The sequence below is a fragment of the Neobacillus pocheonensis genome, assembly GCF_050477905.1.
Classification (GTDB): Bacteria; Bacillota; Bacilli; order Bacillales; family Cytobacillaceae; genus Neobacillus; species Neobacillus pocheonensis_A.
Window position 1 is genome coordinate 1 of record NZ_JBCNAD010000018.1, and the last position, 20,000, is coordinate 20,000.

Below are 20,000 nucleotides of genomic sequence, written 5' to 3' on the forward strand. Positions count from 1 at the left end.
TTTAGTTTTCAAAGAACAATTTTTTCGAGACAGGATATAAATATATCATTTCTCTTTTTTTGTGTCAACTGTTTTTTTGAAATGTTTATCAATCAACTCAGCGACAGTTATTAATACTATACTAGAATATCAATATAGTCAAGAACTATTTTTTCTCCTGAACGAAGCAATAATCATTTCCCCGCCAGGAATTACAATATTACTATCGTGCTCTAATAATGTCAACAACTAAATGGAAATTTGTTTTATTTTTTTGCTCTGTTAAAAAAGATGATTGATTTTCTAAAATACGCGAAAATTTTGGTTATACTAATCTTAAAGAGACCAATTTGGAGTGTGTTTTCCGCATCTTGATAATTATTTGGTATGGCTTCAATTCCTCGAAATGAAAGGTTTTGACGCAATAACGTCGAATATTAAAGAGGCGTTTGTTATTACCAGTCTATGTGAACACGATTTAACAAACGAAAATAAAGAGAGAAAAGGATGGATGGAAATGTCCTATATCGTTGATTTTAAAAATGTGTCTACGGTTGGTTTAGAGTCTTCACCTGTCGTAGAAGCGCTTGCTGGTTTACGTGCTAATGAAGCCCGTTACTTTATGAACAAATACAAGCATGAATTTACGGTTGTGCCAGCTAGCGAAAGCCGGGAGACCCTCGATTATGTGAACCGAATTTTGAAAGAAGAACGTGATATTGAGTTCGCAGCCAAGCCTTTAGAAACATCGCGTTTTCAAGTGGAAAACATCAAAATGGCCTACGTTTTTTATGAGGATGGTCTTGAGGTCAACGTCATGTATACGGTTGATGGGCCTAAGCCGAAGAGAGCTGTTGGTTTTAAGCTTTCTGAGGGGATGGAGGTACCGAAGGAGTTAGAAGAGAAGTTTAAGTTTGCTAGACAGAAGTCTAAACTAGCTGGAACAATTCGGGGCTCGTTTTTTGTAATTAAAGGAGAATATTAAAGTAGGCAAAAGCGCGAGCGGTGGAATCCAGTTAATTTTCAAATGCAACTAACTGGCGTTAGTTAGATAAGGATTAAAAAGGACTGTTTAAACAGTCTTTTTTTATCTGCAAATATCAATATTTTAGTCTAACAGAGCCTATTTTTTAATTATGCCAAAGACTAGTAAAACTCTATATCTACCAAAATGTCATATTCAGTTTTTAATTTAAGATGACCAAAAAACCTGACCCCAGGTAAGTGTCAGGCACTCCTCTAATATTCAATTTGTATGTTCAAGAATGTCCTTAATTTTCTTTAAATCTTTGTTGTTTGCTTTTTTCATCATAGATGCCATGAAAGGAGCAACCATTTTTGAAAAACCAGTCGGATTTCCTCTGTTCCTCAATTTCATTAAAGTGCTGTTTTCGGTGAGAGATTCCCATGTATATGTGGTCTCCATCGGAAATGGACCATTTGCTGTCCTCATTACAAGCATCTTCCCTGGAATAAACTCAGTAATTTCATAAACATAAGCTAGTTCACGCCCAAGAAAGTGAGCCTTGAAAGCGATTTTTGATCCAACATTCAATGGCTTTGGTGTTCGCCATTCCGCTGATTGGATATTTACATACCATTCAGGAGCATTGTCAGGGTTCGCTGCATAGTTTGAGACTTGTTCCACTGGGCGCTGAATTTCTATTTCTGTAATAACATCTACCAAATTGTTCCCTCCATGTGCCTTTTAAGATTCTTCCCAATATTTTTTAACAACTTTGTTCTTAGATGGGGTCCTTTTTAACATGTTAATTCCACTGGGTCAAGTCGCAAAAAGGATATGCTTAACATACATTAATTTACCCAATTATTATTTTGAAACTATCAAAACCTGCATGGCTTGCATAAGTTCGGAATCCTGAAAATATGATTAAAATAAGATTCTCCAATAAAGGGGTTGTTCGAATGATCATTTTAAACAAAATTGCTTTATTTTTTGTTGTTCTATATTCGTTTTTCGTTATCATCAATACTTATTTAGGAGAAACAGAACGGATTCAATCCAATGTTATTTACCTCTTTATGAATGGATTTGCCTATATTGTTTCGGCCCTAGAAATTGAAAAAGAAAAGCAGAGATATTTAGTTTCTATTGAATAACTTGCCTAATTTCAACACATGAAAAAACTAATCAAACAGTTGATTAGTTTTTTCATTTCGCAGCCGTTTAATAATCTGGTTGTTCACATATGTCATGGGTGTTCGAATGAATAAAAAGATGACACCCTGATTTTTTTTACATAAAAACCGATAAAAAAAGGAAGGTTGCTAAAAATCCAGCATTATTGAGGTTTTGGGAAAATAGATATAAAAGGAAGATAGTAAGGATAATTATTCCTTACTATCTTTTTTATTTTATTTGGCAGTAAATGAAATTAAGGAGGACCATTATGAGAGCAATTGTATGCACAAAATACGGTTCACCAGATGTTCTGGAACTTCATGAGGTAGAAAAACCTACTCCAAAGGACAATGAAATACTGGTAAAAGTACATGGGACAACAGTCGCATCTGGGGACATAAGAGTTCGAAGCTTCAATAGCCCTATCTTGTTATGGCTCCCTATGAGGATCTTCCTAGGTTTGAGAAAACCAAGAAAATCAATATTGGGTGTAGAGTTATCTGGAGAGATCGAGGAAATAGGGAAGGATGTAAAGAATTTCAAAATAGGCGACCAGGTTTTTGCCCTGACAGGGATGAATTTTGGGGCTTATGCTGAGTACACCTGTTTACCTGAAGACAGTGTTGTGGCAATAAAACCTGCCAATTTGACCTATGAGGAAGCCGCTGCCGTATCCTTTGGAGGAACATCTGCATTGCATTTTCTTAAAAAAGGAAAGATCCATGACGGACAAAAAGTTCTTATCTATGGAGCTTCCGGTTCGGTAGGGACTTCCGCCGTACAGATTGCTAAATATTTCGGGGCAGAAGTTACTGGAGTTTGCAGCGAGGCAAATTTTGAATTGGTGAAATCGCTGGGTGCCGATAAGGTAATTGATTATACCAAGGAGGATTTTACAAAGAGAGAAGAACGTTACGATCTTATCTTTGATGCAGTTGGAAAAAACTCAAAATCAACTTGCAAGCAAGCACTGACTCCGAACGGTAAATACGTGACGGTCGATGGGCAGGGAATTGCAAAGGTACGTACTGAAGATTTAATATTCCTCAAAGAGCTTTTTGAAAAGGGTCATCTAAAATCGGTCATTGACAAATGTTACCCGCTCGAACAAATTCCCGAGGCTCATAGATATGTAGAAAAAGGTCACAAAAAAGGAAATGTAGTCATAACTTTGGTTCATGATAACAAAACCTAACAATTCTCTTGCGAAGCCAATGAAACCTTGATTCTACTATCTTGATGGTAACAAGGTTTCATTGGCAAGTGTTTAGTGATATTGATTTTATCTGCGGAAAAATCCGGTTTATCTGCGGAATTATTAGTTTTATCCGCGAAAAATTCAAGTTTATCTGCGAAACTAAAAGGTTTATCTGCGAAAAAGCATATTTTATCTGCGAAACATTAAAAACAGCAAAACAAAAAACCGGACCCACTGCCTTTTCTTTAGTAATCCTTATACCAGAGGAAAAATAAGGAATAATCATCGAGAAAGAACGCAATTTATTAATTAACTTCCAAGGAACTTCTCTAAATAAAGAAATTCTATAAGGGGATACTAATGATATTTAATGGGAATTGGGAGGATATAAAATGCGATCAAATGAAAATACATTATCCATTTTCGCCTTGGGCGGTATCAATGAAATCGGTAAAAACATGTATGTGGTGCAATATGGGGACGATATTGTTGTCGTCGACTGCGGAGGTAAATTTCCAGATGAAAGTTTGTTAGGCATTGATTTAATTATCCCTGATATGACCTATTTAGAAGAGAATCAGGAAAATATAAGAGCGTTAATCGTGACACATGGGCACGAGGATCACATTGGCGGAATTCCTTACTTTTTAAAAAAATTAAATGTGCCCATTTATGCAACCCAGTTTACCTTGGGGTTAATTGAATTAAAGGTAGATGAGCATCGCTTGAAAGGAAATACAAAACTGATTCCGATAGACTCGGATTCTAGACTGGAGCTAGGGCAGATTGGGGTGTCCTTTTTCCGCGTCAGCCACAGTATTCCCGACTGCCTGGGCATTGTTTTTCATACACCTGAAGGAAATGTGGTCCATACAGGTGACTTCAAATTTGATTTAACACCTGCTAATAACCAATTTTCCGATATCCATAAAATGGCCGCTATCGGCAGTGAGGGAGTCATGGTTTTAATATCTGAAAGCACCAATGCCGAACGTGCTGGACTATCCCCATCCGAACAAATGGTGGGTCACCATATGGAAGAAGCATTTATGGATGCGGAGGGTAAAATCATTATCTCTACCTTTGCTTCTAATGTGAATCGGATTCAGCAGGTTGTCCAAGCTGCTATAAAGGCCAACCGAAAACTTGCTCTTCTTGGCCGAAGCATGGTGAATGTCGTTTCGGTTGCAATCGAACGGGGCTATTTAGATGTGCCAGAGGGTATGTTGATTGAGGCACTAGAAGTTGATAAACTCGCTCCCGAAAAAGTTGCCATTCTATGTACGGGAAGTCAAGGGGAACCAATGGCCGCACTTGCCCGTCTTGCTAGTGGGAACTATCGTGACGTTGCTATTTACCCAGGAGACACCGTTATTTTAGCGGCTTCTCCAATACCAGGAAACGAAAAGGATGTTTCAAAGATTATTGATAACTTATTCCAACTGGGTGCAAAAGTGATTTATGGATCTGGAAGTTCAACCGGTATGCATGTTTCCGGACATGGCTATCAAGAAGACTTAAAGCTGATGCTTACCTTTATGAAACCAACCTACTTTATTCCGATTCATGGTGAGTATCGAATGCTTCACCATCACCGTCAACTCGCAGAAGCGATTGGCGTTGAAAAAGGTAATACCTTTATTATTAAAAATGGGGATGTCGTTGATATTGAAAACGGGGTAGCAAGGCAAACACGGAGGTTGCCTGCCGGTGATACATATGTAGATGGCATGGGTGTTGGCGATATTGGTGAGATTGTGCTGCGCGATCGAAAGCAGCTCTCTGAAGATGGAATGCTGGTGATTGTTGTAACGATCAGCAAAGCAGACCGAAAGATTATTTCTGGCCCTGACACCATTACCCGCGGTTTTGTTTATGCAAGAAACTCTGACGATCTCCTCAAGGAAGTTAATCGTCTTGTAAAGAAAACCGTCACCGACCTTCAGGAAGAAAACAGACATCAATGGAATGTAATGAAACAAAGCATCAAAAAATCAGTTGGACAATATTTATTCGCCCAAACAAAACGAAAACCAATGATCCTGCCAATCATTATCGAAATTTGAATACGGTACCCCCGTATAGCGGTGACAGGCACCATCCGTGGACAAATGTCCACAGGTGGTGCCTGTCACCTTTTTTGTTGTAAAAACGCTTACAAATTTCATTGACCTTTTAATATGGTAGGGCTTACAATATAAACATAAGTTTAATATTTAAACATTTGTTTATCCGAAGAGGTGAGTATGGTGCCTGAAATGATAACAGACAAAGAGCAAACGATTTTGGATTTAATCCGCAAGAACCCCTATGTTTCACAGCAAGAGCTTGCTGAAGTTTTAGGCTTATCCCGGCCTTCGATCGCCAATATTATTTCTGGTTTAATTCGAAAAGGAAACATTTTAGGCAGAGCGTACATTTTAAATGAATCACAACATGTTATTTGTATCGGCGGGGCTAATATTGACCGTAAATTCCACGTCATAGAAAAAGCCCAGCTGGCTACTTCCAATCCAATCTATGCTACTCACAATGCAGGCGGAGTAGCACGGAATATTGCTGAAAACCTCGGACGACTTGGGTTAGAGGTGTCGCTAATATCCACAAGCGGCACCGATAAGGACTGGTCAATCATTGAAGAAGCCTCAGCACTTTATATGAACTTAGAAACCGTGACCCAATTCCCTGAAAAATCAACCGGTTCCTATACGGCTGTTTTAGACACCACCGGAGAATTAATCATTGCGTTAGCAGATATGGAAGTGTATGAGGCGATCACACCTGACTTGCTGCTTAAGCATGATGTATTACTAAGTAGAGCAAAATGTATAATCGTTGATTTAAACTGTCCTAAAGAAACCGTGCAATTCTTGTGTCATTTCGCCAAAAGCCATGACTTGCCGATTGTGTTGATACCTGTTTCATCACCAAAGATGAATCGATTACCAGATGATTTAGACGGTGTGACATGGCTCATAACAAACCGGGATGAATCCGAAGCCTACTTCAAAACTGAAATCAAAAATGAAGAAGATTGGAAAAATGCTTTAGAAAAGTGGCTATCACTTGGGATATCCAATGTGGTGATAACCAATGGCAAAGAAGGTTCAATGATTGGGAATAAAACAGATGGGATTTTCCATGTTCCCTCAATTGTAACCAATGAAATTGTTGATGTAACCGGGGCTGGGGACGCTTTTTCTTCAGCAGTTATTTACTCTTGGTTAGAGGGTAACTCCTTAATGGATATAGCCAAATCTGGAAGTATGAATGCTTCAAAAACACTGCAATCACCTTATACTGTCCGACAAGATTTATCGGCAGAAAACCTACAAAAAGATATGGAGGAATTATCATGAAACAATATATTACATTATCTGAAGAAGTACGTACTGCCAAGGAACAAGGGAAACCAATCGTTGCTCTAGAGTCTACCATCATCTCTCACGGTATGCCATATCCACAAAATGTACAAACCGCTCGTGAAGTAGAACAAATCGTCCGTGATCATGGAGCCGTACCGGCAACTATTGCCATTATTGATGGAAAAATTAAAATTGGATTATCAAATGATGAGCTAGAAATGTTCGGTAAAAGCTCAGATGTGGCAAAAGCATCAAGACGTGATTTAGCCTATTTGATCGCTACGAAAAAACTTGGTGCAACCACTGTAGCGGCAACCATGATTTGCGCTGAAGCAGCCGGCATTAACATCTTCGTTACCGGTGGTATTGGCGGTGCTCACCGCGGAGCCGAGACCACTATGGATATCTCTGCAGACCTTGAAGAACTTGGACAAACTAATGTAGCCGTTATTTGTGCGGGTGCCAAATCGATTCTAGACTTAGGATTAACAATGGAATATCTTGAAACTAAAGGTGTACCGGTTATTGGTTATCAAACCGATGTACTCCCTGCTTTCTATACACGCAAAAGTGAATTCTCCCTAAACTTACGTGCTGATGATGTGGAAACAATCGCATCTACACTTAAAGTAAAATGGGATTTAAACTTAAAGGGTGGAGCGGTTATAGCCAACCCTATTCCTGAAGAATTCGCTATGGATGAGCAAGTCATTAATGGTGTCATCGAAGCTGCCCTAAAGGAAGCAGAAGAAAAACATATTTCCGGTAAAGATGTAACACCATTCTTACTAGGTAAAGTTAAAGAATTAACAGAAGGAAAAAGCCTTGATGCCAACATCGCTTTGGTGAAAAACAATGCTATGGTGGGAGCGAAATTAGCAGTTAGTTTCAATGCAATGAAATAATCTATTTTGGGGAGCGGACAGCTCCCCATTTTTTATAAAAACTTTCTAAGCTTTTCCTTGGTTTCTTGGTCAGCAAAGGATGCATCGACACTATTAAGGTAAATTTGTTTATAATCCTCCAAGCTTGCCTTAAATTCTTCAAATACGATGTTGCATTCATTCGCCATCGTTGTATCAGATACGGTTCTGTTGTCTGTATTGACGGTTACTTTGATTCCATCCTTGTGAAAATCATAGATGGGATGCTCGCTAAATTGATCTACTGCTTTTGTTTGGACGTTGCTTGTCGGGCACATTTCCAGCACTACTTGTTTTTCCTTAACGATGTTATATGCCTCTTTGCAATCTCTGATAAATACCCCATGACCAATTCTTTCAGCACCTAAAAGCTCTACTGCTTCGAGTACATTTTCACCGATCCCTGTTTCACCGGCATGAATGGTGACTCTATAGCCATATTCTCTAGCAAGGGCGATTGGCTCAACGAATTTTTTAGAGAAGCCAGCCTCTTCAGATGCACATAAGTCTATAGCCACAACCCCTTTACCAAGGAATCTCTTCCCTTTTTCAACGACTTCAAAAGCACTTTCCGGAGACATTGTTCGCATGCATGACAGAATTAAATTACCTTTTATATCAAATTGGGCTTCTGCATCCGTCATTCCTTCTAACACACTTTGGATGATTTCCTCTACATCTAATCCCTTTTTCGTATGAAGTAACGGAGCAAAACGAACCTCCATGTATTTCACATTTTCCTTTGCCGCGTCTTCAAACAGCTCAAATGTAATTCTTCTTAGATTCTCCTTTGACTGCATAACGAGGTTGGGAATTGCAAATTTCTCCAAATACTCATCGAGCGATTCGCACTCTAATGGAGCAATGAGATCATTTTGGAGCTCTTCTTTTTCAAAAGAGGGCAGTTTAATGTCCTCTTTCTTTGCAATATCGATGATTGTTTCTGGTCTAAGACTGCCATCTAGATGGCAGTGAAGTTCTATTTTTGGTAACGTTTCAAAGTTCATTTTGTACCCCCTTATTTTTTTGAAAACAAAAAAAATTCCTGACTACGAAGAAAATACAAATACATGTACCTTCTTCGTAATCAGGAATTATTGGTTCCTGGTAGAAACCTCCAAACCATATTATTGGAGTTATACGAAATTTTTTGTTTCCATCAATTTTATAAAAGGATAATAGATAATACTTTTCCTGTCAAGCAACTAATTTTCTCTTCACGCTTCTGCTATAATTTCAATTAAAAGACAAATCATTAAGAAAGGTTATTATTATGAAAAGGATTTTCCTGACTATTGTAATAGTTATTTTCATCATTATTCTTCTATTATTTGGTACCTATAAATTAATGAATGCTAGAGCATTCCAGATTTTCGGCGGCCTAACCAATCAAGTGGAAACCAATCAAAAAGTAGTTGCCTTAACCTTTGATGATGGACCAACCAAAAATGTTGAGCAAATCCTTCCATTACTAGATAAATATCATGCCAAGGCCACTTTTTTTCTCATTGGCAATGAGATTGAGAAAAACCCTGAAGAGGCAGCAAATATTGTGAAAGTTGGCCACCAGGTTGGGAATCATACTTATTCCCATAATCGAATGGTCTTTAAGTCCCCTTCTTACATCAAAGAAGAAATTGAAAAAACAGATCGTTTAATCCTGAAGGCTGGGTATAAGGGAGAAATCGATTTTCGTCCTCCTAACGGAAAAAAGCTTATCGGTTTACCTTATTACCTTGATAAACACAATCGAGATACGATTACTTGGAATCTTGAGCCCGACACTTATTACACTTCTGCATCTGACAAAATAAAGTATGTTAAAAAACAGATTAAACCAGGATCAATTATCCTGTTGCATCCGATGTACGATAACAGCGGCGACGAACTTAAAGCAATTGAAGGAATCCTAAAAACACTTTCTGAAGACGGCTATTCCTTTGTAACGGTTAATGAGCTCCAAGATTTAGGTCTTAAAAGGTGATACGATGACAAATATTAGAAATTTGGCAAAAATGGCGGGCGTTTCTGTAACGACTGTATCCCGTGTGCTCAATAATCACCCATATGTGAGTGAGGAGAAAAGAAACGCTGTTTTAGAGGCTATTAGGCAAAGCAATTATCAGCAAAACATAAACGCCGTTCATTTAAGTATGGGGAAAACCTTCCTTATTGGGGTTGTGGTTCCTTACATCGATCATCCATATTTCGCCTTGCTCATTAAAGGAATGTCCAGCGAAGCTTTGGCTAATAACTACAATCTGGTTTTAATTCAAACCAACTACTTAAAAGCTAGAGAACTGGAAGCCATGCAAATGTTAAAACAGAAGCAAATTGATGCGTTAGTGATCTGTTCGAGAAATTGCGACTGGCCGACCATCGAAGAATATCTTCCCTACGGTCCGATTATCTTATGTGAAGATACACGCGGGAAAAAGGTATCCTCTACCTTTGTTGATCACTACAAAACTTTCCTGATTGCCTTTGACTATTTATTCCAAAAAGGCCATCGGAAAATTGGCTATTATATTGGCCGACGTTCCGGTACAAACAGTAAACATAGAGAACTGGCATTTAAAGAATTTACTGCGAACCATCATTTGCCCTATGATTCCGATTATATTTTTGACAATTGCCTTCATTTTGAAGATGGTGATCAGGTTTTAGAGCGGATTGAACGGATGACTGATCCACCATCTGCCTTATTGGTAACTAATGATGATGTGGCTGCTGGAATTGTTATGTGTGTGCAAAAGCGAAACATGACAATACCAAACGACCTTGCCATCATTGGTTTCAATAACCAGCCAATTGCCAAAATGATGAATATCACGACAATTGAAATTCCTCTTGAGGATATCGGGAGAAAACTTTTTCAACAAGCAATTAAGCAACATAGCGAGATTTCCTACAAGGAAATCCCCGTAAAACTGATTGAGCGAAATACGGTTTAGACTTGTGGCTATATGTGGCCGCAAGTCTTTTTTCTTTCATAAAAACGCTTGACCTGAAACGCGTTTCATAAAATATGCTGAAATTGTAAGATTTACAACACCTGGCCGGCGTGATCGGAACTTACTGAGCGTAACGGCGGTGTTGTATTTTCCACGGAGGTGCAGACAATGAAAAAGCCAATTGTGTTTTTTGATATTGACGGAACGTTATTAACCGAAGAAAAAACCATTCCCGCTACCACGAAGAAAGCCGTTCGCTTGCTTCAAGAAAAAGGAGTTCATACCGTTATTGCCACTGGCCGTGTGCCAAAGATGTTTTATTGGATTCAAAAGGAATTAAATATTGATTCCTATGTATCGATGAATGGACAATACGTAGTCTTTGAAGGGAAAGAAATTTACACAAACCCCATTGATCCAGAGAGGCTGCAATCACTTACAGCCATGACCGCTAGTAAAGGCCATGCCTTAGCCTACTGCAGCCACAACGATTTTAAAGTAAGCGAAAAAAATCATCCGTTAATCGAGTCAGGTTTCGACGCTTTGATGATGGCCTATCCTGAAGTGGACACCGAGTTCTATAAACAATCTTCCATCTATCAAGGACATCTATATTGCGAAGGGAAGGATGAGAAATTGTATGTTGATCACTTCCCTGATTTTAGTTTCGTGAAGTGGCATGATTGTGCTTACGATATTTTGCCAAAGGGAGCTTCAAAAGCTGTCGGTATTCGTAAAATGCTGGAGACATTGGATATGAAGATGGAAAACAGTTTTGCTTTTGGAGATGGGTTGAACGATTTGGAGATGCTGACAGAGGTCGGAAAGGGAATCGCAATGGGAAATGCCGTGCCTGAAGCAAAGGCTGCCGCCGATGTCATCACCACTTCCTCCTCTAATAATGGAATTCTCAATGGCCTTATTCAGGTAGGATTATTGGAAAGAGATCTTGTTTTATAAAATAAGTAAAGGGTACCGCTCCGTTAAAGTCGGTACCCTTTTCATTATTTTGCTCCAATTTCCCGGCGCACGACTGGCGCCACTTTTGTAGCCAAAAGCTCGATGCTCTTCGCCACTTTTTCAAATGGAATACCGCCTATATCCATTTGGGCGATAAACCGTTTATGTTCAAATAACTCATATTGTCTGAGGATTTTTTCTATAATCTGCTGTGGACTTCCCACAAACAACGCAGTTTCGGGACTGGTCAACTGGTCAAAATCAGCTCTCGACATGCTTGCGTCCCTGCCCATTTGAAAATTGAAATATTCCCAATAGTTAGCGTAATAAGGAAAAAATTCATCTTTCGCTTGCTGCGTTGTTTCCGCAATATAGGTATGACCTGTAACGCCAACCTTTACTACCTCAGGAACATGACCTGCTTCATTTGCTGCCTGCCGGTATACATCTACTAAAGGCTTAAACCGAGTTGGGTCCCCGCCGAGAATTGCTAATGCTAAGCCCGTTCCTAATCTGCCAGCCCTTGCAGCACTTCCAGGAGTCCCGCCAACCCCAACCCATAATGGGATATTCTTTTGAGCTGGCCGGGGCGCAATTTCGGCATTATACAAGGGTGACCGAAAACGTCCTTTCCATGTAACCCTTTCGTTTGCATTCAACTCTTGAAACAACTTGATGTTTTCTTCAAACAAATCATCATAATTTTCAAGGTCATATCCAAAAAGCGGGAAGGATTCAATAAATGCCCCACGCCCGGCCATAATTTCCGCCCGCCCATTAGACAAGAGATCGAGTGTCGCAAAATCCTCGAATAAACGAACGGGATCTACGGTACTTAATACTGTTGTCGTACTTATCAGTTTTATTCTTTTTGTAACTTGAGAAATCGCAGACAAGACCACCGGAGGTGCTGATACTGCATAGTCTAACCGGTGATGTTCACCAACACCGAATAAGTCGAGACCTGCCTGATCAGCGATTTTTGCTGCTTCAATTATTTCTTCGAGACGCTTTCCAGCACTGATGGTTTTACCTGTTTGTGGGTCAGGACCTAAATCAGCTAATGTATAAATGCCAATTTCCATTCCAGAATGTTCATTATGTTGTTTTCCTGCCATGTGTTATCCCCCAAAGTATGTTAAATCACTAATCGAATTTGGTTTCCGGATGGATCACTTGTTACATAATAGTCAGCTTCTTTGGTAATTGGGACACCTAAATCCTTCAATTGGTTTATGATGCCTTCTCTAGTATATTCGTCCGGAAAAACAAGTGTGTACCAATTTAGCCCGACACTATTTTTCGGTGGTGCCGCCGCACCCTCACCTTGCCATGTATTAATGGCTATATGGTGATGGTAGCCTCCCGTTGAAAGAAAAGCAGCTTGCGGATAATAGCTTACAATATTAAAGCCAAGCCCTTTTGTATAAAATTCTTCAGCTTTTTTCAAATCACCTACGTGAAGATGGATATGTCCCATCAGCGTGCCAGCGGGCAGGCCCTTCCACTCCGCATTGCTTTCTCCAAGGATTCCTTCCCCATCCAGTTCTTCTGTAGCCATTGAGACTAAACCGTTGTTCCACGTCCACTCTGATGAAGGGCGGTCCCGATAGACTTCAATCCCATTTCCGTCTGGATCATTCAGGTACAATGCTTCACTGACATAGTGATCTGCCGCACCCAATGGATAGCCGGTTTGAAGCAGATGCCGCAAAAAGACGGATAAATCAGCGCGGGTAGGCAGTAAAATCGCAAAATGATATAGCCCTGAAGTACGTCCTTCTTTTGGAATGACATCTGCAGGCTGCTCCAGCGTCAATAATGGTGATTTTCCATCGGTCGTTAAAACCGCTTTCTGCTCCGTTTTCTCTAATACTTGAAACCCGATGATACTTTGGTAAAAATGGAGCGAGTAATCTAAGTTTTTTACCTTAATATTGACCTCGCCAACATATACATTTGGTGCCTGATGGAATTTCTCCATAACTTTCACTCCTCTTCCTTGATTCTTATCATTAGGGTTATTTCTCTTTTCCCACTTTATTCATTTAGTATGTATTATTAACAACATTATATCTTTGATTTATTTTAAATTAGAATATTTTTAATTCGAGATTTATCTTTATTTTTAATAAAATTCCTACTATTCAAAAAATATAGTAATATAAAATATAGAGAGAAAATAAGGGGGAAATTACATTGACAAAACGAAAGCTTACTTTCATTATATTTGGTTGTCTCATTTTTTTATTCTTAATTGTAACCGGTTTCAATACACTCACTGAAAAATCGAAGCAACCTGCTCCACATCCTTCAAACGTCACCCTTAATCAGGCGGAGGCTGTTCAACATTTGTCCAAAGCGATTACGTTTAAAACTGTTTCTTATCAAGACCGGAGTAAATTTGATTTGAAGGAATTTGACAAGTTTATTACTTTTTTACAAGAAAGTTTTCCTGAGATTCACCAGAAGCTTTCCTTTGAAAAAGTAAATGGCTACGCTCTGGTCTATAAATGGAAGGGCGCCGATTCTAGTAAGAAACCAGTTGGCCTGACAAGCCATTATGATGTTGTCCCTGTTTTAAAAGGAACAGAAGCCAATTGGGAGCAGGACCCCTTCAGCGGCGCCGTTGTTGATGGCCGAATTTGGGGACGCGGCACCTTGGATGACAAAATTGGCGTTATTGGAATTTTGCAGGCTGTTGATTATCTATTAAAAGAAGGCTACACGCCAGAGCGGGATATGTATTTCATGTTTGGGTTTGACGAAGAAATTGGCGGTGAAGAAGGGGCAAGCCAAATCGTTGAGGCTCTTAAGGATAGAGGCGTTACGTTTGAGTATGTGTTGGACGAAGGCGGGGCTATTGTTGAAAACATGGTGCCTGGTGTGGAGCAACCTGTAGGTGTTGTTGGGATTTCTGAGAAGGGTTCCGCTACTGCGGAACTATCAATTGAAGGCAGCGGCGGCCACTCTTCCCAGCCGAAGGATCACACGAATATTGGAAGAATTTCCAGTGCGATTGCGAAATTGGAAGATACTCAGTTTAAAGGAGACCTAAGAGGTCCTGGGGAAGATATGTTTGAATTCGTTGCCCCCGAAATGAGCTTTGGAATGAAGTATGTGTTTGCCAACAAAGCGATTTTTGAACCTGTTATTGAAAAAATTTTACTAGGTCAGCCGGCATCTGCGGCTTTAATTCGAACTACGATTGCGCCGACGATTTTTCAAGCTGGCGAACAATACAATGCCTTACCTGAAAAGGCCTCTGCGATTATTAACCTTCGGCTTATGCCGGGGGATTCGTTGGAAGATGTAAAACGATTCATTGAAGACACGATTGAAGATAAAGATATAAAAGTGTCCGTGACAGGCAGCGAAGCATCAAAGGTATCCTCTATTAACAGCTGGCAATTTAAGTCGATTCAGCAGGCGGCGAGAAATGTTTATCATGATGCGGTAGTTGCACCTTATTTGATGTTTGCCGGCTCAGATGCGCGCCAATATGATCCTATTTCTAAAAATACCTACCGGTTCCTTCCTGTGCAGATAACCTCTGAGGACCTGAACCGGATACATGGAACGAACGAACATGTTTCGGTTGAAAACTATCTCAACGCGATTAAGTTTTATGTGGAAGTGATTAAAGAAGCTAATAAAAGAAGCTAGGAAATGTCCCATAGAATGGCTCTATGGGACATTTCCGGCTCTTAATCTCTTCGGAATGTCCTATTTTCTTCATAAATATCGACCAATACTTTTTTTCCCCGTAAAGCTATACAGAGTCTTTACATTCACTTAACACTAGGTTAAGAAAAAATCCATCTTCCTTTAATACAATGAAATTAACAAACTCATTGGAGGGATTGGATGAAGATTACCGTTGCTGGAGCAGGATATGTAGGACTGGTAACTAGTGCTGGTTTAGCTGAATTAGGACATAGCATAACATGCATAGATATTGAAAAAGAAAAAATCGACATGCTTCAAAACGGCCTTTCACCGATTTATGAGCCTGGACTTGAGTTACTGATTAAAAAAAATCTTCGTAACGGGCAGCTGAAATTTACCATGAGCCCAGATCAGGCCTATTCAGCCGCTGACATCATCTTCATTGCGGTCGGAACACCCGAAGAAAAGGATGGCTCAGTAGATTTAAAATACATTCATGTGGTTTCGCATACGATTGCTCACTATATCAAAAAAGATGTAATCGTTTGTACAAAAAGCACAGTCCCTGTTGGAACAAATGAGTTAATCAAACAAATTATTCAAAGCCGCAAGTCTACCTCTATTAATGCCGAGGTAGTCTCCAATCCAGAGTTTCTCCGCGAGGGATCAGCTGTTCTTGATTTTTTCCAAGGAGACCGTATCGTGATTGGCGCCGATAACCCTGAGGCTGCGACCATTATGGAGCAAATCTATCTACCGTTGAAGATCCCGATAATTAAAACGGATATTAAAAGTGCAGAAATGATCAAGTATACTTCTAATGCTTTTTTAGCAACCAAAATAAGCTTTATCAATGAAATTGCAAATCTTTGTGAAAAAGTTGGGGCCAATATTGAGGAAGTAGCCTATGGAATCGGCTATGATAAGCGGATTGGCCATGAATTTCTTAAGGCCGGAATTGGGTATGGGGGCTCCTGTTTTCCAAAGGATACACGAGCACTTGTGCAGCTTGCAGGAAATGTCAAGTATCCATTTGAATTACTCGAGGCCGCCATAAAGGTAAATAACCATCAGCAATCCCTTCCAGTATTAAAAGCGAAAGAGTTACTTGGCTCGTTAAAAAATAAAAGGGTTGCAATATTAGGCTTAGCATTTAAGCCTGATACCGATGATGTCAGGGAAGCTGCTTCTTTAATAATTATTAAGGAACTCCTGGAGGAAGGGGCTCTTGTTCGGGCCTATGATCCAATTGCTATCCCCAATGCTAAAAAGCTGTTAGGGAACAGTATCGAATATGCATACAACCTTCATTACGCCCTTTATGAAGCTGATTTTGCCATTATTGTTACTGAATGGGAACAGATTAAGCATGTCCGGTTAGATATCTTTCAAACTTATATGAAAGAACCCATTGTCATCGATGGACGAAATTGTTACTCACTCGAAGAAATCGAAAAGTATCCGATTACTTATCTATCGATTGGAAGACAAGGAGTTTATAAGGGTAGACCTAAAGATGAGATGAGCATTATTAATTTTTAAAGGAGAATCGGCGATGATGAGATGGATCAATGTGTTTTATGGCTTCGACTGTCATGTGTTTCAAACGGTAAACCGTCATTTTGATAAAAAGCTATTGAATTTATTTTTCCGTGTAGTCACTCATTTTGGCGGTGCAGACATTACCATCGCTGCAACTTTTGTTCTCCTGATCATTTCGCCGAGGGAAACTAGATTAATCGCCATTGCCAGCGCCCTCGCATTATCAGCGAGCCATATTCCAGTACATCTGGCTAAGCGACTGCTGCCAAGAAAAAGACCTTATTTGATGTTAGAAAAAACAAAGTTCCCTGCTAATCCATTACAGGATCATTCCTTCCCATCGGGTCATACAACGGCGATTTTTGCCGTTGTGGCTCCCTATGTTTTATTCCTGCCGCAGCTTTCTTTTTACCTCATCCCTCTAGGAATCTGTGTTGGAATATCAAGAATCTACCTAGGCCTCCACTATCCTTCCGATGTAATTGCAGGCGGGATCCTTGGAATGGGTACGGGAGTTCTATGCTTTTGTTTATTATGGATGTGAAAGATTCGGTTAGGAGGGATTTTATGAAGATTGCGATTTTCACAGATACTTTTTATCCAGATGTCAACGGGGTGGCCAGGACACTTAAGCGGCTAACGGATTATTTTGAAACGAAGAGTATCACTTTTAAAATTTTTGCACCTGATTCAAACGGCAAGGAATATGTTTCTAGCAATATTCATCGCTTTAAAAGCCTTCCTTTTTTCCTTTATCCCGAATGCCGATTGGCTTTTCCTAATTTTTTTCATCTTAAAGCTGAGTTACAACGGTTTTCGCCAGATTTAATTCATGTCGCTACCCCATTTAGCGCCGGTCTATGCGGCGTCTATTTATCTAAAAAATTAAACATCCCGCTCGTTGGATCTTATCACACCAATTTTGATCACTACTTGGAATATTATGACCTTACATTTCTTTCATCTATCATCTGGAAATATATGCATTGGTTCCATCGATCCTGCGAAAAACTATTTGTTCCCTCCAATGAAACCTTTCAACTACTCGTACACCGAGGATTTACAAACTTAGAAATATGGCCGCGCGGCGTTGACTGTCAGCTTTTTCACCCTCATTATGATAAAAATGCTGTTCTTACGCGTTACGGTATAAGCCAAAAATATCTTCTAACTTACGTTGGCAGATTAGCCCCTGAAAAAGATATCGAAACACTTCTAGCTATTGCGAAATCATTGCCTGCTGACCAAAATGAAAAAATACATTGGCTCGTTGTCGGCGATGGTCCTTTGCGTAAAGAACTGGAAGATCAGGCCGTTTCCAATGTCTCCTTTACTGGGTATTTAACCGGGGAACGGTTAGCCGAAGTATACTCTGCATCAGATTTATTCGTCTTTCCTTCTCCAACAGAAACCTTTGGAAATGTTGTTCTTGAAGCCCTTGCGAGTGGAACCCCAGTGATTGGAGCGAACGCTGGAGGAGTTAAGAATATTATTAAAGCACGTGAAACAGGGTATTTGTGCACACCGGGGGATGTGGAGGAATTTAAAGAATCCATTATCCAGTTATTAAAAAATGAACAATTACGAGGACAAATGGGAAGCGCCGGAAGAGACTACGCCCTCACCCAAAAATGGGATAAAATCTTTGACAACCTAACCTCACACTATACCAAAATACTTACGGAACATAACCAGATAAAATATGCATGAAAAATAAAAAAAGGTGTCCGCCACACACGGACAAATGTCCATGAATGGTGCCTGACACCCTTTTCACTATTAAGGATTTACTTTTACGTTAAACACTTGTTTGCCGTCTTTGTATTCTAGTACTGTTGCAGATTTGATTGGGTTGTGGTTTTTGTCAATTGATACAACACCAGTTACGAGGGAAAGATCTTTTGTTTTTGCTAACTCATCTTTGATTTTTGCTGTATCTGTACCGCCTGCACGCTTGATCGCATCTGCTAATAGATATACAGTGTCATAGCCAAGGGCATTGAAAGCGTTTGGTGCTTCACCATTGTACTTATCTTTGAAGGTAGTAACAAAATCTTGAATCTTCTTATCTGGATCTTCAGAAGAATAGTGGTTTGTGATAAATGTGTTGTTTAACGCATCAGCACCAGCTAATTCTACTAATTTTGGAGAATCCCAGCCATCTGCACCCATTAACGGAACGTTTAGACCAAGTTCACGAGCCTGTTTGATGATTAAGCCAACTTCTTCATAGTATCCAGGGATGAAAACGAACTCAGGATTTTTAGACTTGATACGAGTTAAAGTTGCACGGAAGTCTGTATCCTTCGCAACATAAGCTTCCTCCGCTACAATCTTGCCGCCTTCTTTTTCAAAGGTTTCTTTGAAAGATGCTGCTAGCCCTTTCGCATAATCGCTGGCACTGTCAGCAAAGATAGCTACGTTTTTCACCTTTAATTCTTTAGCCGCAAAGTTTGCCGCCACTGTTCCTTGGAATGGATCGATGAAAGATGTACGGAAAACATAATCGTTTAATTTCCCTTTATCTGTTACTGTTACATTTGGGCTTGTCCCTGATGGAGTTAATAGAACTGTTTTGGTATCATTGGCAATCTGCGCTTGCGCTACTGTATCTCCGCTTGTCGCTGCGCCGATAATCGCCGTTACTTTGTCCTGACTCGTTAATTTAACTGCACCGTTAGTAGCTTCTGCTGCTTCTGACTTGTTATCTACTTCGACAAGATCGAGCTTTTTGCCATCTATTCCGCCCTTTTTATTGATTTCTGCAACTGCAATGTCAATTCCTTTTTTAAGAGATTCTCCGTAAGAAGCAACCCCGCCTGAAAGCTCTAAGTTTACTCCTACTTTAATTGAATCGCTACTTCCTGCACTCTCTTTTGCGCCTGAACATCCTGCTAGTACACCGGCCAATAATGCTGAGGCCATAAACGTCTTTGCCCATTTTTTCTTCATCATGTATGACTCCCCTTATCTGATTTTTCTGACAAAACAAATCGTAAAATGGTACCATTTCATTTAAATAATGTTTTTGTTTAGTCAACTTACATAATCTATAAATAGTATTCTAGTACAAGTTTTTACTTTCGTCTAGTATATTATTTTATTTATTTAAATATTTCTGAAATTATTGATTTATCTGTATTTTTGGTAGCGTTTACATTTGGAAATCCTATATATAAAATTATATTAATCCGTGGCTTCCTTTAAAAAATTATCGAAACACCTATTTTTAAAATAATAGTTTCATTATCCATTATTTTAAACAAC

At 39.5% G+C, this 20,000-nt stretch carries 18 protein-coding genes, 1 pseudogene and 1 riboswitch; of the genes and pseudogenes, 14 read left to right on the top strand and 5 right to left on the bottom strand.

The genetic code is table 11. The features are described from left to right. Positions 1-322: 322 nt before the first annotated feature. Positions 323-469, top strand: a pseudogene (locus tag ABES02_RS08690) (IS1595 family transposase); the annotation flags it as partial. A gap of 27 nt (positions 470-496) precedes the next feature. Then, complete coding sequence (locus ABES02_RS08695) at positions 497-964, top strand: phage tail protein (protein WP_430133064.1); 468 nt, start codon at positions 497-499, stop codon at positions 962-964. Positions 965-1,225: 261 nt separating this feature from the next. Here ABES02_RS08695 and ABES02_RS08700 read toward each other — a convergent pair whose 3' ends face one another. Continuing rightward, positions 1,226-1,666 (bottom strand): SRPBCC family protein, encoded by a 441-nt coding sequence (locus ABES02_RS08700; protein ID WP_430133066.1) that lies wholly within the window; start codon positions 1,664-1,666, stop codon positions 1,226-1,228. Positions 1,667-1,905: 239 nt separating this feature from the next. On the opposite strand from ABES02_RS08700, the gene ABES02_RS08705 reads away from it, so the two are divergent. The 5 genes from ABES02_RS08705 to ABES02_RS08725 all read left to right on the top strand — a co-directional run bounded on the left by ABES02_RS08705 (position 1,906) and on the right by ABES02_RS08725 (position 7,590). Further along, positions 1,906-2,100, top strand: coding sequence for a hypothetical protein (locus tag ABES02_RS08705; protein ID WP_430133068.1), 195 nt, complete (start codon positions 1,906-1,908; stop codon positions 2,098-2,100). A 290-nt stretch (positions 2,101-2,390) separates the two neighbouring features. Beyond that, on the top strand, positions 2,391-3,317 hold the full coding sequence (locus ABES02_RS08710; protein ID WP_430133070.1) for an NAD(P)-dependent alcohol dehydrogenase: 927 nt from the start codon (positions 2,391-2,393) through the stop codon (positions 3,315-3,317). 395 nt (positions 3,318-3,712) lie between these two features. Next, positions 3,713-5,386, top strand: coding sequence for a ribonuclease J (locus ABES02_RS08715; RefSeq protein WP_430133072.1), 1,674 nt, complete (start codon positions 3,713-3,715; stop codon positions 5,384-5,386). 192 nt (positions 5,387-5,578) lie between these two features. Continuing rightward, positions 5,579-6,679, top strand: a complete 1,101-nt coding sequence (locus tag ABES02_RS08720; protein ID WP_430133506.1) for a carbohydrate kinase — start codon at positions 5,579-5,581, stop codon at positions 6,677-6,679. Next, a complete protein-coding gene (locus ABES02_RS08725; protein WP_430133074.1) occupies positions 6,676-7,590 on the top strand; it encodes a pseudouridine-5'-phosphate glycosidase in 915 nt (304 codons plus the stop codon). Before ABES02_RS08720 ends, ABES02_RS08725 begins: the two co-directional genes overlap by 4 nt. 32 nt (positions 7,591-7,622) lie before the next feature. Here the strand turns inward: ABES02_RS08725 and add are convergent, their stop codons facing one another. Then, positions 7,623-8,615, bottom strand: coding sequence for an adenosine deaminase (gene add, locus ABES02_RS08730; RefSeq protein ID WP_430133076.1), 993 nt, complete (start codon positions 8,613-8,615; stop codon positions 7,623-7,625). Positions 8,616-8,672: 57 nt separating this feature from the next. Then, positions 8,673-8,772, bottom strand: a riboswitch (purine riboswitch). A 109-nt stretch (positions 8,773-8,881) separates the two neighbouring features. Here add and ABES02_RS08735 point away from each other — a divergent pair. The 3 genes from ABES02_RS08735 to ABES02_RS08745 all read left to right on the top strand — a co-directional run bounded on the left by ABES02_RS08735 (position 8,882) and on the right by ABES02_RS08745 (position 11,522). Further along, positions 8,882-9,592, top strand: coding sequence for a polysaccharide deacetylase family protein (locus ABES02_RS08735; protein WP_430133078.1), 711 nt, complete (start codon positions 8,882-8,884; stop codon positions 9,590-9,592). 4 nt (positions 9,593-9,596) lie between these two features. Further along, on the top strand, positions 9,597-10,562 hold the full coding sequence (locus ABES02_RS08740) for a LacI family DNA-binding transcriptional regulator (protein WP_430133080.1): 966 nt from the start codon (positions 9,597-9,599) through the stop codon (positions 10,560-10,562). Between the two features lie 168 nt (positions 10,563-10,730). Next, positions 10,731-11,522: a Cof-type HAD-IIB family hydrolase gene (locus tag ABES02_RS08745; protein WP_430133082.1), complete on the top strand. Its 792-nt coding sequence runs from the start codon at positions 10,731-10,733 to the stop codon at positions 11,520-11,522. A gap of 44 nt (positions 11,523-11,566) precedes the next feature. Here ABES02_RS08745 and ABES02_RS08750 read toward each other — a convergent pair whose 3' ends face one another. Both ABES02_RS08750 and ABES02_RS08755 read right to left on the bottom strand, forming a co-directional pair. Beyond that, positions 11,567-12,640 (bottom strand): LLM class flavin-dependent oxidoreductase, encoded by a 1,074-nt coding sequence (locus ABES02_RS08750; RefSeq protein WP_430133084.1) that lies wholly within the window; start codon positions 12,638-12,640, stop codon positions 11,567-11,569. A 20-nt stretch (positions 12,641-12,660) separates the two neighbouring features. Next, the gene (locus ABES02_RS08755) at positions 12,661-13,506 is read right to left on the bottom strand and encodes a VOC family protein (RefSeq protein ID WP_430133086.1); all 846 of its coding nucleotides are present in this window, start codon (positions 13,504-13,506) and stop codon (positions 12,661-12,663) included. A 215-nt stretch (positions 13,507-13,721) separates the two neighbouring features. On the opposite strand from ABES02_RS08755, the gene ABES02_RS08760 reads away from it, so the two are divergent. The 4 genes from ABES02_RS08760 to ABES02_RS08775 all read left to right on the top strand — a co-directional run bounded on the left by ABES02_RS08760 (position 13,722) and on the right by ABES02_RS08775 (position 18,443). Next, positions 13,722-15,188, top strand: coding sequence for a M20 family peptidase (locus tag ABES02_RS08760; protein WP_430133088.1), 1,467 nt, complete (start codon positions 13,722-13,724; stop codon positions 15,186-15,188). 201 nt (positions 15,189-15,389) lie between these two features. Beyond that, positions 15,390-16,733, top strand: a complete 1,344-nt coding sequence (locus ABES02_RS08765) for a UDP-glucose dehydrogenase family protein (protein WP_430133090.1) — start codon at positions 15,390-15,392, stop codon at positions 16,731-16,733. Positions 16,734-16,746: 13 nt separating this feature from the next. Further along, the gene (locus ABES02_RS08770; RefSeq protein WP_430133092.1) at positions 16,747-17,277 is read left to right on the top strand and encodes a phosphatase PAP2 family protein; all 531 of its coding nucleotides are present in this window, start codon (positions 16,747-16,749) and stop codon (positions 17,275-17,277) included. 23 nt (positions 17,278-17,300) lie between these two features. Then, on the top strand, positions 17,301-18,443 hold the full coding sequence (locus ABES02_RS08775; protein ID WP_430133094.1) for a glycosyltransferase family 4 protein: 1,143 nt from the start codon (positions 17,301-17,303) through the stop codon (positions 18,441-18,443). A gap of 69 nt (positions 18,444-18,512) precedes the next feature. Here the strand turns inward: ABES02_RS08775 and ABES02_RS08780 are convergent, their stop codons facing one another. Further along, entirely contained in the window at positions 18,513-19,685 is a 1,173-nt protein-coding gene (locus ABES02_RS08780) for an ABC transporter substrate-binding protein (RefSeq protein WP_430133509.1), read from the bottom strand. Between the last annotated feature and the right edge of the window lie 315 nt (positions 19,686-20,000).

What these genes read in the sequence shown, in the direction of transcription:
- ABES02_RS08780 (WP_430133509.1), bottom strand. Translation starts at nt 19,685, where the DNA reads ATGAAGAAAAAATGGGCAAAGACGTTTATGGCCTCAGCATTATTGGCC.
- ABES02_RS08750 (WP_430133084.1), bottom strand. Translation starts at nt 12,640, where the DNA reads ATGGCAGGAAAACAACATAATGAACATTCTGGAATGGAAATTGGCATT.
- ABES02_RS08745 (WP_430133082.1), top strand. Translation starts at nt 10,731, where the DNA reads ATGAAAAAGCCAATTGTGTTTTTTGATATTGACGGAACGTTATTAACC.
- ABES02_RS08775 (WP_430133094.1), top strand. Translation starts at nt 17,301, where the DNA reads ATGAAGATTGCGATTTTCACAGATACTTTTTATCCAGATGTCAACGGG.
- ABES02_RS08695 (WP_430133064.1), top strand. Translation starts at nt 497, where the DNA reads ATGTCCTATATCGTTGATTTTAAAAATGTGTCTACGGTTGGTTTAGAG.
- ABES02_RS08765 (WP_430133090.1), top strand. Translation starts at nt 15,390, where the DNA reads ATGAAGATTACCGTTGCTGGAGCAGGATATGTAGGACTGGTAACTAGT.
- ABES02_RS08740 (WP_430133080.1), top strand. Translation starts at nt 9,597, where the DNA reads ATGACAAATATTAGAAATTTGGCAAAAATGGCGGGCGTTTCTGTAACG.
- add (WP_430133076.1), bottom strand. Translation starts at nt 8,615, where the DNA reads ATGAACTTTGAAACGTTACCAAAAATAGAACTTCACTGCCATCTAGAT.
- ABES02_RS08720 (WP_430133506.1), top strand. Translation starts at nt 5,579, where the DNA reads ATGATAACAGACAAAGAGCAAACGATTTTGGATTTAATCCGCAAGAAC.
- ABES02_RS08770 (WP_430133092.1), top strand. Translation starts at nt 16,747, where the DNA reads ATGATGAGATGGATCAATGTGTTTTATGGCTTCGACTGTCATGTGTTT.
- ABES02_RS08710 (WP_430133070.1), top strand. Translation starts at nt 2,391, where the DNA reads ATGAGAGCAATTGTATGCACAAAATACGGTTCACCAGATGTTCTGGAA.
- ABES02_RS08705 (WP_430133068.1), top strand. Translation starts at nt 1,906, where the DNA reads ATGATCATTTTAAACAAAATTGCTTTATTTTTTGTTGTTCTATATTCG.
- ABES02_RS08735 (WP_430133078.1), top strand. Translation starts at nt 8,882, where the DNA reads ATGAAAAGGATTTTCCTGACTATTGTAATAGTTATTTTCATCATTATT.
- ABES02_RS08755 (WP_430133086.1), bottom strand. Translation starts at nt 13,506, where the DNA reads ATGGAGAAATTCCATCAGGCACCAAATGTATATGTTGGCGAGGTCAAT.
- ABES02_RS08725 (WP_430133074.1), top strand. Translation starts at nt 6,676, where the DNA reads ATGAAACAATATATTACATTATCTGAAGAAGTACGTACTGCCAAGGAA.
- ABES02_RS08715 (WP_430133072.1), top strand. Translation starts at nt 3,713, where the DNA reads ATGCGATCAAATGAAAATACATTATCCATTTTCGCCTTGGGCGGTATC.